A 13,976-nucleotide genomic window follows, 5' to 3' on the forward strand; every position below is an offset into this window, starting at 1 on the left:
CAGAGTTCTGCGCCTTTTCGATGTGTGTTGGTGTTAGTTCAGACGGCCGTGGCACGCCTTGTATTTTTTACCGGAACCGCAAGGGCACGGATCGTTACGCCCAACTTTACGATCGCCGGTCTGCGCCGCAATCGCCTCAGCGGCTTCGCTTTCATCCGTCTGGTGACTCAGCTGTTGCATCTGCGCCAGGCGCTCAGCTTCTTCACGACGCTGCTGCTCCATCTCTTCCACTTCTTCTGGCATACGTACCTGCACTTTGCTGAGCGTGCTGATCACTTCATACTTCAGCGACTCCAGCATAGCAGCAAACATCGCGAAGGATTCACGCTTGTACTCCTGCTTAGGATCTTTCTGCGCATAGCCACGCAGGTGAATCCCCTGACGCAGGTAGTCCATCGCTGCCAGATGCTCTTTCCACAGGGAATCCAGCGTCTGCAGCATCACGCCTTTTTCAAAGTGGCGCATCATCTCAGTACCAACCACGTCTTCTTTACGCTTGTAGACTTCCAGCGCATGTTCAAAGATACGTTCACGCAGCGTCTCTTCGTGCAGTTCAGGCTCTTTGTCCAGCCACTCTTTGATTGGCAGGTCGAGGTCGAAGTCGTTTTTCAAACGTTCCTGCAGCCCTTCAACATCCCACATCTCTTCAAGAGACTGCGGTGGAATGTGCCCGTCGATGGTTGCTTTGAACACATCTTCGCGAATGCTGTTAATGGTTTCGCTCACGTCGGACACATCCAGCAGCTCGTTACGCTGGGTGTAGATTGCGCGACGCTGATCGTTAGCCACGTCATCATATTCCAGCAGTTGCTTACGAATATCAAAGTTACGGCTTTCAACTTTGCGCTGGGCGTTAGCAATCGCCTTGGTGACCCATGGGTGTTCAATTGCTTCGCCAGGTTTCATACCCAGTTTACGCATCATGCCGGACACGCGGTCGGAGGCGAAAATACGCATCAGCGCATCTTCCATTGACAGGTAGAAGCGAGAAGAGCCGGCATCACCCTGACGACCCGCACGGCCACGCAGTTGGTTATCGATACGACGCGATTCATGACGCTCAGTACCAATAATGTGCAGGCCACCGGATGCCAGAACCGCGTCATGACGAACCTGCCAGTCCGCTTTAATCTGCGCAATCTGTTCTTCCGTTGGCTCTTCCAGCTCAGCCACTTCGGCCTGCCAGCTTCCCCCAAGCATAATGTCGGTACCACGACCCGCCATGTTGGTGGCGATGGTCACGGCAGCCGGATAGCCCGCCTGCGCGACGATATCCGCCTCTTTGGCGTGAAACTTGGCGTTCAGTACGTTGTGTTTGATACCCGCTTTGGTCAGTTCACTGGAGACCACTTCAGATTTCTCAATGGAGATGGTCCCGACCAGCACCGGCTGACCTGCCGCCGTACGATCGCGAATATCTTCGATGATCGCCTGAATTTTTTCCGCTTCCGTCATGTACACCAAATCCGGCATGTCCTTACGGATCATCGGACGGTTGGTTGGCACCACCACGGTATCCAGTTTATAGATAGAGCTGAATTCAAATGCTTCGGTGTCTGCCGTACCGGTCATCCCTGCCAGCTTCTCGTAAAGACGGAAGTAGTTCTGGAAAGTAATGGAGGCCAGCGTCTGGTTTTCGTTTTGAATATCAACGCCTTCTTTGGCTTCAACAGCCTGGTGCAGACCGTCGGACCAGCGACGTCCCTGCATGGTACGGCCGGTGTGTTCATCAACAATGATCACTTCACCGTCTTTCACGATGTAGTCGACATCACGGGTGAACAGCACGTGGGCACGCAGTGCCGCAGTCACGTGGTGCATCAGCATGATGTTAGTTGGGGAGTACAGCGACTCGCCCTCTTCCATAATGCCCTGCGCAACCAGCAGTTCTTCAATCTTCACCAGACCGCGCTCGGTCAGGTTCACCTGTCGTGCTTTTTCATCGACGGAGAAGTGGCCTTCACCCTGGAAAGTGTCGGAATCTTCTTTCTCCTGACGCAGCAGGTGTGGAATGATTTTGTCGACTTTACGGTACATTTCGGAGCTATCTTCCGCCGGACCGGAGATGATAAGCGGAGTACGCGCTTCATCGATCAGGATGGAGTCCACCTCATCCACCAGCGCATAGTGCAGTTTACGCTGTACGCGCTCTTCAGGGCTGAACGCCATGTTGTCGCGCAGGTAGTCAAAACCGTATTCGTTGTTAGTGCCGTAGGTGATGTCCGCGTTATAGGCGTCACGCTTAGCGGGCGCAGGCAGACCAGACATGTTAATACCAACGGTCAGCCCCAGGAATTCGAACAGGGGGCGGTTGTTTTCGGCGTCACGCTGTGCCAGATAGTCGTTGACGGTCACCACGTGAACGCCTTTACCGCTCAGTGCGTTCAGGTAGGCAGGCAGCGTTGCGGTCAGGGTTTTACCCTCACCGGTACGCATTTCTGCGATGCAACGTTCGTTAAGCACCATACCGCCCAGCAACTGCACGTCGAAGTGACGCATGCCGAAGACACGCTTACTCGCTTCACGCACCACGGCAAAGGCTTCCGGGATCAGGTTCTCTAAGACTTCGCCTTTCTCAAGACGCGCGCGGAACTCGCCGGTTTTAGCTTTCAGCTCATCATCGGAGAGCTTCTCCATCGCTGGTTCCATACCGTTGATGAGGGTGACAGCTTTACGCATACGGCGCAGAGTACGATCGTTACGACTACCTAAAACTTTGGTTAATAATTTGATTAGCATAATAAATTCTCAAACGCCCCATAATGGGCAGATAAATTAAGGTATTAATGAAGGTTAATTTAGCTGAGGCGTTGAGGCCCGGCGCGGATGCCATGAACCTGGCTTATCCATGTCGAGACAGAGAATGCTGCCGGTGGAACGAGCGTAAGTTGCGCCGTGTGACGAACGTTTACAGGCGCCTGAGTATCCTGGGTGAGCAAAGCATTGAGCGTGTCCAGCAGAGCAAGATGCTGGGCCTGAACAGGCAGCGTCTCTTCGGCCGCAGGCATGGCCTGCGGCACCATCGCAAATGAAAGATGGCGGATAACCGTGCGGATGGCGTGCTGATGCCAGTAATCAACCGAGAAATTCGGACGGCGATTAACCTCAAGCAAGGCGAGGTTAGTAAAGTTAACGCGTGTGGTGAGATCGTGTTTAGTCGTGGAGGTCTTTGGCGGGGACGCCGCTTCAGCATTGTTGCTGAGCACAGGCAAGCCGAGACTCGCCGCAACCATCCCTAATAAGAGATGCGGCCAGAAGTAACGTCTGCCAAATTGTCGCCAGCGCGTCAGTATTCCGCTCACCTGCTCCACCACATAAGCCAGCCCAAGACAGGCCGAGTCCAATTATTTTTTAGCGTCCAGATATTACCACTAATGCCAATACACATCAGCAGGAATGACGACGTACAGCCATCAAAAACGGTTAAGAATGCAGCTATCGCACGTATTTTCTACGCCAGGCAGGCAAAAAGAGAAACAGGGGCAAAATGAAGAAGGGAAAAAATAAAACGACTGGTCTCCCTGGCCGGAGAGAGTACCAGGTTAACCAGTCGATTTTTTACGAACGGTATAAACCGTTATGCGAGAACCGTAGTCGGTGCTTTGAAGGCAAGCGGCAGTTCAGCTTCATCTTCAAAGGTCACATATTCCCAGGCTTCCTGTTTTGCCAGAACGGCCTGCAACAGTTTATTGTTTAGTGCATGACCGGATTTGAACGCGGTAAATGCACCAATAATATTGTGACCACACATGAACAGGTCGCCGATAGCATCCAGCATTTTATGACGAACAAATTCATCTTCAAAACGCAGACCGTCTTCGTTCAGTACGCGATAATCGTCAACAACGATGGCACAATCGAAGCTGCCGCCCAGGCACAGGCCACGGGACTGCAGATATTCGATATCACGCATGAAGCCGAAAGTACGTGCACGGCTGATCTGGCGCATAAACGCATCGGCAGAGAAGTTCATCGCATAGCGCTGGGTGCTGGCATCAATCGCCGGATGGTTAAAGTCGATGGTGAAATCCAACGAGAAACCATTGTACGGTTTGAATTCAGCCCATTTGTCGCCATCTTCGACGCGAACGGTCTCTTTGATACGCACAAATTTCTTCGCGCAGTTCAGTTCTTCGATGCCAGCATCCAGCAACAGATAAACGAACGGAGCTGCACTACCATCCATAATCGGGATTTCTGGCGCATCGACTTCAACAATAATGTTGTCGATACCCAATCCCGCCAGGGCAGCGTTCAGGTGCTCTACGGTAGAAATCCGCACGTCATGCTCGTTCACCAGGCAAGTACAGAGCATAGTATCACGCACAGATTTGGCATCAGCCGGAAAATCTACCGGTGGATTCAAGTCGGTGCGACGATAGATGACCCCGGTATTGGCCGGCGCAGGGCGTAACGTCAGTGTGACTTTCTTGCCGGTATGTAAACCGACACCCGTCGCCTGAACGATACGTTTAAGTGTCCTTTGTTTGATCATCGTATAATCTCGCCAAATTAACTATCCAACCGAGAGTGTATATCACTAACGGTAGGCCAGTTTAGCACAAAGAGCGAAAATCCCCAAATTCCAGCCAATTCTTAGTCAGCTTGCTTACGCAGGAACGCTGGGATGTCCAGATAATCTGGCTCTTTCGCCGTTTGCGGGGTGGTATCGTTAACCACTTTCGCGGCCGGTTTCTGATCTTGAGTCAGTGGAGCCATACCGTGCTGCTGGTAACGATCCATAACCGGCTGCTGGGTCTGCTTATTGGTCACCAGGGTAATCTCGGGACGCTTGTCCATGCCAATACCGGTAGCAACAACAGTCACACGCAGCTCGTCGTTCATTTCCGGATCAAGAGAAGTACCGATTACCACAGTAGCATTGTCGGAGGCGAACGCACGGATGGTGTTACCCACGGTTTCGAACTCATCCAGACGCAGGTCAAAGCCAGCGGTAATGTTGACCAGCACGCCGCGCGCACCGGACAGGTCAATATCTTCCAGCAGTGGAGAAGAGATAGCCATTTCAGCCGCTTCTTCCGCACGATCTTCACCGCTCGCCACACCGGAGCCCATCATCGCATAGCCCATTTCGGACATTACGGTGCGAACGTCTGCAAAGTCAACGTTCATCAGGCCAGGACGGGTAATCAGTTCTGCGATACCCTGAACCGCGCCTTTCAGCACGTCGTTTGCTGCGCCGAAGGCGTCCAGCAGGGAGATGCCGCGACCCAGAACTTTTAATAGCTTGTCGTTCGGGATAGTAATCAGCGAATCCACATGCCTGGACAGCTCAGTAATACCCTGCTCCGCAAATGCCATACGCTTCTTGCCTTCAAAGTTGAAAGGCTTGGTCACCACAGCAACGGTCAGGATACCTAAATCTTTTGCGACTTCAGCAACAACAGGAGCTGCACCGGTACCGGTACCGCCGCCCATGCCCGCTGCGATGAAGACCATGTCCGCGCCATCAAGCGCTGCACGCAGGGCTTCACGATCTTCTTCTGCCGCATTGCGACCGACTTCCGGGTTAGCCCCAGCGCCCAGACCTTTGGTGATGCCACCACCGATCTGAATCGTCTGGCCAACAGCCGTTTTACGCAGTGCCTGTGCATCTGTGTTGACGGCAAAGAATTCAACGCCTTCAATGCGCTCGCGCACCATATGCTCTACGGCGTTACCGCCGCCGCCACCGACGCCGATGACTTTAATCACCGCGTCGTTGGTTAATTCCATTGGTTCAAACATAGTTTCTCTCCGTTGTGCCTGTCGCCCGAGACCGCTAATTCTCTCCGGTCTCTTTAAAAAATTAAAACTCTTTTCGCAGCCAGGTGTTAAGTCGTTTTACCCACGACCCCACCGAGACGCGTTTTTCCACTTCTGCTTCACCACTCAAGTGGGACTCTTTCCCGTAGTGCAGCAGGCCCACGGCCGTTGAATAGTACGGCTCCTGAGCGTAATCCGTTAAACCGGTAATATTCAGCGGCGCCCCGATACGTACCTGCGTATGGAACACGCGCTGAGCGCAGGCCGCAAGACCTTCAATTTGCGCTGCCCCGCCGGTTAATACAATCCCCGCCGCGAGATGATGTTTCACACCCTGCTGGCGAAGCTGTTCCTGTAACTGCAAAATCTCTTCGTTGACCAGGTTAAGCAGCTCGGTATAGCGCGGCTCAATCACCTCTGCCAACGTCTGGCGCTGCAGGCTGCGCGGTGGACGACCACCTACGCTTGGCACTTCAACGCTTTCATCTTTGCCCACGATAGACCCCAGCGCACAACCGTGGCGCACTTTAATCGCCTCTGCATCGCTGGGTGGCGTACCGAAGGCATAGGCAATATCGCTGGTCACAACGTTCCCTGCGTAAGGGATCACTTTGGTGTGGCGCAGCGCACCGCCGGTATACACGGCCATGTCCATTGTACCACCGCCAATATCGACCACACAGACGCCCAGTTCACGTTCGTCTTCGGTCAGCACGGAATAACTGGCGGCAAGACCGGCAAAAATAAGTTGGTCTACTTTCAGGCCACAACGTTCAACGGCTTTTACAATGTTCTTCGCCATATCGTTGTGACAGGTGATCAGGTGCACTTTTGCCTGCATGCGCACGCCGGAAAGTCCTACCGGGTTCTTGATCCCCTCCTGGTAGTCAATCGCATACTCCTGCGGGATAACGTGCAGCACCCGATGCTCATCGCGCACGCGCACGGATTTCGCCGTGTGCACAACGTTTTCAACGTCTTCCTGCGTCACTTCTTCTTCTGAAATGGGCACCATGCCGATTTCGTTCTGGCAGCTAATATGCTTGCCAGAGAGGGCCAGATAGACAGAGGAAATCTGGCAATCTGCCATCAATTCAGCCTGATCGATGGCGCGCTGAACGCATTTCACCACCGACTCAAGGTCGTTAACCCCACCTTTATCCATACCACGGGACGGGCAACTGCCCACGCCAATGATATTGACCATACCGTCGGGCAGAACTTCCCCTACTAAAGCGGCAACCTTCGCGGTGCCAATCTCCAGTCCAACTACCAGTTTTCTGTCCGTCGCCTTGATCATTGTTGTTCTGCCTGTACCTGTGCCTGATTCTGTTGCTGATTAGGTTCCTCGACCGGAGCCGGTTCCCAACCGACTGCTGCGCCTGAGTCATAGCGCAAATCAACGTAGCTTATCCGTTTGCCGTCCGTCTGCGCCTGCTGTTGTAAAACCGGGTAAAGTTCTACAAAACGCGCCAGACGCTTCATTGTATCGCCGCGCCCCAGGTTGAGCTTAATCCCATTCGTTAACGTCAGTTGCCATGAGCGACGCGCCGTCATCGCTGCATCTTTTAACGTAAACCTGTCCTTTGCCAGCACCTGACCCATTTCGCGGAAACCTTGCAGTACGTCGTTTTCGCTGCCTTCCGGGCCATACAACATCGGTAAATTTTGCTTGTTGACACGATCGGCCGGGACGCTGAAGGAATTTCCGTCCACATCAACCATGTGCTGATCATTCCACCGCGCAATGGGCACATATTCAACCAGATGAATCTTCAATTCATCAGGCCATTGCTTTCTCACACTCGCCTGTTTAATCCACGGCAGACGTTCAATCTGACTCTGGATAATATTGACATCCTGGGTCATAAAGGTGCCGGGCGACCCAAGTGCCAGGATAGACTGGCGAATATCATCGTTGCGCGTGTAATGACGTTCACCGGTCACCACCAGCTTCGAAAGCGGCAAGCGTTGCGCATCTTCCATCCAGCCTAGTACCATCCAGCCGCTGATAAACACGGTGCACAGCACCCCGAGCAGGAAGATAATCCCTGCAAGACGCGTTCCATTACTGCGGCGTGAAGAGGAATATTCTTCCTCTTCGTCGCGGTTGCGTGTGTTCAAAGCAGCCTGAGACATATCAGCCCGCCTGGTCCAGGATACGCACAACGAGTTGCGAGAAGCTCATTCCAGCCTGACGCGCAGCCATTGGCACAAGACTGTGGCTGGTCATACCGGGAGAAGTATTGGCTTCCAGCAGATAAAATTGCCCGTCACTGTCGCACATGACATCAATACGTCCCCAGCCGCTGCATCCCAGAATATGCCAGGCTTTAAGCACCAGAGACTGTAATTCTGCTTCCTGTTCTACTTCCAGCCCTGCGGGACAGAAATATTGCGTCTCATCAGAGAGATACTTCGCCTCATAATCATAGAAGACTCCGGCGGGTTGGATACGAATTGCCGGTAAAATTTCTTCGCCAAGCATCGCGACAGTCAATTCCGGCCCGCTAAGCCATTTTTCAATTAAAACGTCATCATCATGTTGAAATGCCAAATCTAAAGCCGCAGATATATCGCCAGCTTTATCCACTTTAGACATTCCCACGCTCGACCCTTCACGGCTCGGCTTTACAATAACCGGTAAGCCTAGCGCCGCAATGCGCGAAGTAACGCTGTCCTGCAGGCCCCATTCATATTCGCGTCGCGTCAGCGCAACCCAGGGAGCCACGGGCAAACCTGCGCCCTGCCACAACAGTTTACTGCGCAGTTTATCCATTGAAATTGCAGATGCCATCACGCCGCTGCCGGTATACGGCATGCCAATCACATCCAGCAGCCCTTGTAAGGTACCATCTTCACCACCGCGCCCGTGCAGCGCGATAAAGACTTTATCGAAGCCCATCGCTTTCAGTTGCGTGATATCAACCTCTTTTGGGTCGACCGGATAGGCATTTACGCCGCCTTCACGCAGACCCGCCAGTACGGCAGCGCCTGAGTTCAGAGAAACCTCGCGCTCGGCGGAGGTGCCGCCAAACAGGACAGCAATCTTATCAGCCATGACGCTCCACCTCCTGAGTTTGCGGCTTCAGTTTGATTTCGGCTAAGGTACGGGCGATTTTGCCGATATTTCCCGCACCCTGAATCAGAATTAAATCGTTGCCTGTTAGCACCGGCGCCAGAATTTCAGCCGCCTGAGCCGGGTCAGAAACCAGAATAGGGTCCACTTTACCGCGTCCGCGGATAGTACGACACAACGAGCGGCTGTCGGCGCCTGGAATCGGCGTTTCGCCCGCCGAATAAACATCCAGCATTAGCAATGTATCGACCTGCGATAGTACGTTAGCAAAATCGTCGTATAAATCGCGGGTACGGGTGAAACGGTGAGGCTGGAAGATCATCACCAGATTTTTTTCCGGCCAGCCCGCACGAGCGGCTTTGATGGTCGCATCCACTTCGGTCGGGTGGTGACCGTAGTCGTCCACCAGCATCGCGGTACCCGGCTTACCGTTCACGACGTCCAGGGGGAATTCACCGAGGAAGTCAAAGCGGCGGCCGGTTCCCTGGAAGTTTTCCAGCGCGCGCAGGATCGCCTCGTCACCAATGCCTTCTTCCGTTGCTACGGCAACGGCCGCCGCCGCGTTCAGGGCGTTGTGACGGCCCGGTGCGTTCAGCGTCACCTGCAGTAATTCTTTGTCCTGACGCGCGAGGGTGAAATGCCCCTGCGCGCCACTCTGCGTGTACGCTTCTATACGCACGTCAGCGTCTTCGCTGAAACCGTAGGTGGTTATCTGACGTCCGACGCGCGGCAAAAGCTCGCGGATCACCGCATCGTCCACGCACATCACCGCACGGCCATAAAACGGCAGGTTGTACAGAAAATTAATGAAGGTCTGTTTTAAATTCTCAAAGTCGCCCTGGTAGGTATCCATGTGATCGGCTTCGATATTGGTGACAATCGCCACCATTGGCTGCAGGTGCAGGAAGGATGCATCGCTCTCATCGGCTTCGGCAATCAGGTAACGGCTTTGTCCGAGACGCGCATGTACGCCTGCCGCTTTCACCAGGCCACCGTTCACAAACGTGGGATCAAGGCCCGCTTCAGCATAAATGCTGGACACCATGGCCGTAGTCGTGGTTTTACCGTGGGTGCCGGCAACCGCGATGCCGTGACGAAAACGCATCAGTTCAGCCAGCATTTCAGCACGACGAATAACCGGAATGCGCGCCTCGTGCGCGGCAACAATTTCCGGGTTATCTGCGGAGATGGCGCTGGACACCACCACCACGCTTGCATCGCTCACGTTTTCCGGGCGATGGTTGAAATAGATAGTCGCCCCAAGCGACGCCAGCTGCTGCGTAACAGGGTTTGGGGCCAGATCGGAACCACTGATCTGGTAGCCTTCGTTAGCTAACACTTCGGCAATACCACCCATGCCAGCACCACCGATGCCGACAAAGTGAATGTGCCGGACGCGACGCATCTCGGGCACGATTGAACGCAGTTTTGCCAGTTGTTGTGTATTCATTCTCTAAACGCCATCGACTACTTAAAAATTCGTGCAGCGCAACACGCGCTGCGAGGGTTAAGCCTGGGCTGCCAGACTCACTTCTTTTGCCACCCGTTCCGTCGCATCCGGGATGGCGGCTGCCCGCGCGCGTTGGGCCATCGCCAGTAATGCGGCTCTGTTCCAGCCCGCCAGGGTGGTGGCGACCGCATCGGCAGTAAATTGCGGCTGTTCGAAAATTTTCGCGGCGCCGGCTTTCTCAAGCGGCAGCGCATTCCAGTACTGCTGTCTGTCTTTATGCTGAAACGGCACAAACAGAGCAGGCAAACCAGCGGCGGCAATTTCGCTCACCGTCAATGCGCCTGAACGACAGACGACGACATCGGCCCATGCATAAGCGGCGGCCATGTCATCGATAAACTCGGTCACTTTATGCTGCGGCTGACCGGCATCGGCGTAAGCCTGTTCAACACTCTGCTGAGCGCCTTTTCCGCTTTGATGCCAGATAGAAACTGCCTCACCCAGCATTGCGGCAACCTGCGGCATCGTCTGGTTTAAAATGCGTGCGCCCTGAGAGCCGCCGACCACCAGCACGCGTACCGGCCCGTCACGCCCCTGTAGCCGGACATCCGGCAGCGGTAACGCCAGCACGTCAACCCGTACCGGGTTACCGACCACCTCCGCTTGCGCAAATGCGCCGGGGAAGGCTTGCATCACTTTAGTGGCAATTTTTGCCAGCCACCTGTTGGTCAACCCGGCAATGCCGTTCTGCTCATGCAGCACAACCGGGATCCCCAGTGACCATGCCGCCAGACCGCCGGGGCCAGAAACATAGCCCCCCATGCCTAATACCACGTCAGGCTGAAAGCGCTTCATGATGCTGCGCGCCTGCCGCCAGGCGTTAAAAATACGCACCGGCGCCAAAAGCTGAGCCTTGATACCTTTACCACGGAGGCCGGAAATCCGAATAAAGTCGATCTCAATACCGTGTTTCGGCACCAGATCGGCTTCCATGCGGTCTGCGGTTCCCAGCCAGCGAACCTGCCAGCCCTGATCCATTAAATGGTGCGCAACCGCCAGCCCCGGGAACACGTGTCCTCCGGTACCGCCTGCCATCACCATTAACCGCTTCGGTTGATTCATCGTGAACCTCGCGTAAACGCCTGAGCCTTCTCCAGACGCGTTTCATAATCTATGCGTAACAAGAACATAATGGCCGTCGACATGATCAACAGACTCGAACCACCATAACTGATCAACGGCAACGTCAGACCTTTAGTCGGTAACATACCGGCTGCGGCCCCGACGTTAACTAAGGCCTGAAAGCTGAACCAGATACCAATTGAACAGGCCAGGAAACCTGAGAAGCGGTGATCGATCTCCAGCGCTTTCCGGCCAATTGACATGGCGCGGAAAGCGACGAAGAATACCATTAATAGTGCTAATACCACACCGATATAACCCAGTTCTTCCCCAATAATGGAGAAGATGAAGTCGGTATGCGCCTCGGGTAAATACTCAAGTTTTTGCACCGAGTTTCCCAGGCCTTGCCCCCAGATTTCACCCCGGCCAAACGCCATCAGCGACTGTGTTAACTGATAACCGCTGCCGAACGGGTCTTCCCACGGGTTCCAGAAAGAGGTGACGCGACGGATACGATAGGGTTCGGCGAGGATCAGCAGCACAACCGCTGAAATACCCATCCCAATGATGGCGATGAATTGCCACAGCTTCGCCCCGGCCAGGAATAGCATCGCCAGGGTAGTCACAAACAGCACCACCACGGTACCGAGGTCAGGCTGCGCCAGCAAGAGGACCGCAAGCACCAGAATAACGCCCATCGGTTTTAAGAAGCCACGGAGGTTGTTACGTACCTCGTCAACCTTACGCACCAGATAGTTCGCCAGGTAGCAGAACAGGGACAGCTTGGTGAATTCCGCGGGCTGAATACGCAGCGGGCCGAAGGCAATCCAGCGCGATGCCCCGTTTACGGAGCTGCCGACGACCAGTACGATCAACAACATGATGATTGAGGCAATCAGCATCGCCGTACTGTGACGCTGCCAGAACGCCATCGGCAGGCGCAGGGTAATCATCGCCAGACAGAACGCCAGTATGATGTACAACCCGTCACGCTTGGCAAACAGGAAAGGATCGTTCGCCAGGCGCTGGCCAACGGGCATTGACGCCGAGGTCACCATAATAAAGCCGACCGCCGCCAGCCCCAGCGTGAACCACAACAGCATGCGGTCATACATAATCAGGCTGTCGGAATCTTTATCCCGCGAAGCCATCACCCAGCCTTTTAGCGCCGCAAACAGCCATGCCAGAATGCCAAAACCTGGCAGGCGCGGCATTTTCAGGCGAGGGAGAGATAAACGCATCAGCCTAACTCCTTCGCCAGGCGGGTAAAGACGTCACCCCTCTGTTCGAAATTCTTGAATTGATCGAGGCTGGCGCATGCCGGAGAGAGCAGCACCATATCACCCGGCTTCACGCGCGGAGCAACTAACCGCATCGCCTGCTCCATGGTCTCGGTTTGTTCTGCGATCTCAGGGCGCAGTTCGGCCAGTTGGCTACCGTCGCGGCCAAAGCAATAAAGACGGATATTCTCTCCGGCCAGGTACGGCTGCAGGGGAGAGAAATCGGCAGATTTACCGTCGCCGCCAAGCAGCACATGCAGCGTGCCGTCAACGTGCAGGCCATTCAGAGCCGCCTCTGTGCTTCCCACGTTGGTCGCTTTTGAATCATTAATCCAGCGCACACCGTTATGCTCCAGCGCGAGCTGGAAGCGGTGGGCCAGACCAGTGAAGGTGGTCAACGCTTTCAGGCTGGAGGAGCGAGGCAGACCTACGGCATCCGCCAGCGCCAGCGCCGCCAGGGCATTGGTGTAATTATGCTGGCCTGAAAGCTTCATCTCTTTGACATCCAGCACTTTCTCACCTTTCACGCGCAGCCAGGTTTCGCCTAACTGACGGTTAAGATGATAATCACCCATGGTGATACCAAAGCTGATGCAGCGTTCATCAGCGCCGCGTACCGGCATGGTCAGCGCGTCGTCGGCATTGACCACGCAAACGTTGGCATTTTCGTAAACGCGCAGTTTGGCCGCGCGGTATTGCTGCAGGCCAAACGGGTAGCGGTCCATATGATCTTCAGTCACGTTCAGGATCGTCGCCGCCGCCGCGTGCAGACTGGAGGTCGTCTCCAGCTGGAAGCTGGAGAGTTCCAGCACGTACAGTTCGCAATCCTTATTCAGCAGCATCAGGGCCGGTAGACCAATATTGCCGCCCACTCCCACGTTCTTACCCGCCGCCTTTGCCATTTCGCCGACCAGCGTGGTCACGGTGCTCTTACCGTTAGAACCGGTGATCGCAACCACCGGCGCCTGTGCTTCACGGCAGAACAATTCGATGTCGCCGACAATCTCTACACCCGCGTCCGCAGCCGCGCTGAGTGAAGGGTGCGCCAGCGCCATGCCCGGGCTGGCAACAATCAGATCGGCTGCCAGCAGCCAGTCGTCATTCAGCCCACCAGGGTGGCATTCCACCTGTTCCGGCAGTTTATCCAGACCCGGTGGAGAAACACGCGTATCCATCACCCGCGGCGTCACGCCACGCGCGAGGAAAAAGTCTACGCACGAGAGGCCGGTCAGGCCCAACCCGATGATAACGACTTTTTTGCCCTGGTAATCTGCCATGA

Annotated in this window: 11 protein-coding genes; all 11 read right to left on the minus strand. The window is 54.8% G+C overall.

Annotation, left to right across the window (positions count from 1 at the left end):
* Window positions 1-33: 33 nt before the first annotated feature.
* A complete protein-coding gene (secA, locus tag NL510_RS19415; protein ID WP_253379410.1) occupies window positions 34-2,739 on the minus strand; it encodes a preprotein translocase subunit SecA in 2,706 nt (901 codons plus the stop codon).
* Window positions 2,740-2,798: 59 nt separating this feature from the next.
* Window positions 2,799-3,302, minus strand: coding sequence for a secA translation cis-regulator SecM (gene secM / locus NL510_RS19420; protein ID WP_253385020.1), 504 nt, complete (start codon window positions 3,300-3,302; stop codon window positions 2,799-2,801).
* Window positions 3,303-3,577: 275 nt separating this feature from the next.
* Window positions 3,578-4,495, minus strand: coding sequence for a UDP-3-O-acyl-N-acetylglucosamine deacetylase (lpxC, locus tag NL510_RS19425; protein ID WP_253379411.1), 918 nt, complete (start codon window positions 4,493-4,495; stop codon window positions 3,578-3,580).
* 101 nt (window positions 4,496-4,596) lie between these two features.
* Window positions 4,597-5,748 (minus strand): cell division protein FtsZ, encoded by a 1,152-nt coding sequence (gene ftsZ, locus NL510_RS19430; RefSeq protein WP_253379412.1) that lies wholly within the window; start codon window positions 5,746-5,748, stop codon window positions 4,597-4,599.
* Window positions 5,749-5,809: 61 nt separating this feature from the next.
* Entirely contained in the window at window positions 5,810-7,066 is a 1,257-nt protein-coding gene (gene ftsA, locus NL510_RS19435; RefSeq protein ID WP_010426970.1) for a cell division protein FtsA, read from the minus strand.
* Window positions 7,063-7,905 carry a cell division protein FtsQ gene (ftsQ, locus tag NL510_RS19440; protein ID WP_253379417.1) on the minus strand — a complete coding sequence of 281 codons (843 nt, stop codon included), beginning with the start codon at window positions 7,903-7,905 and terminating at the stop codon, window positions 7,063-7,065. Before ftsQ ends, ftsA begins: the two co-directional genes overlap by 4 nt.
* A gap of 1 nt (window position 7,906) precedes the next feature.
* A complete protein-coding gene (locus NL510_RS19445; RefSeq protein WP_253379418.1) occupies window positions 7,907-8,827 on the minus strand; it encodes a D-alanine--D-alanine ligase in 921 nt (306 codons plus the stop codon).
* Complete coding sequence (murC, locus tag NL510_RS19450) at window positions 8,820-10,295, minus strand: UDP-N-acetylmuramate--L-alanine ligase (protein ID WP_253379419.1); 1,476 nt, start codon at window positions 10,293-10,295, stop codon at window positions 8,820-8,822. The genes NL510_RS19445 and murC overlap by 8 nt, the downstream gene beginning before the upstream one ends.
* A 57-nt stretch (window positions 10,296-10,352) precedes the next feature.
* On the minus strand, window positions 10,353-11,417 hold the full coding sequence (gene murG, locus NL510_RS19455; RefSeq protein ID WP_253379421.1) for an undecaprenyldiphospho-muramoylpentapeptide beta-N-acetylglucosaminyltransferase: 1,065 nt from the start codon (window positions 11,415-11,417) through the stop codon (window positions 10,353-10,355).
* The gene (gene ftsW, locus NL510_RS19460) at window positions 11,414-12,658 is read right to left on the minus strand and encodes a cell division protein FtsW (RefSeq protein ID WP_253379423.1); all 1,245 of its coding nucleotides are present in this window, start codon (window positions 12,656-12,658) and stop codon (window positions 11,414-11,416) included. The genes murG and ftsW overlap by 4 nt, the downstream gene beginning before the upstream one ends.
* Window positions 12,658-13,974 carry a UDP-N-acetylmuramoyl-L-alanine--D-glutamate ligase gene (gene murD, locus NL510_RS19465; RefSeq protein WP_253379424.1) on the minus strand — a complete coding sequence of 439 codons (1,317 nt, stop codon included), beginning with the start codon at window positions 13,972-13,974 and terminating at the stop codon, window positions 12,658-12,660. Before murD ends, ftsW begins: the two co-directional genes overlap by 1 nt.
* Window positions 13,975-13,976: the final 2 nt, after the last annotated feature.

The organism is unidentified bacterial endosymbiont, from assembly GCF_918797525.1.
Lineage (GTDB): Bacteria > Pseudomonadota > Gammaproteobacteria > Enterobacterales > Enterobacteriaceae > Enterobacter.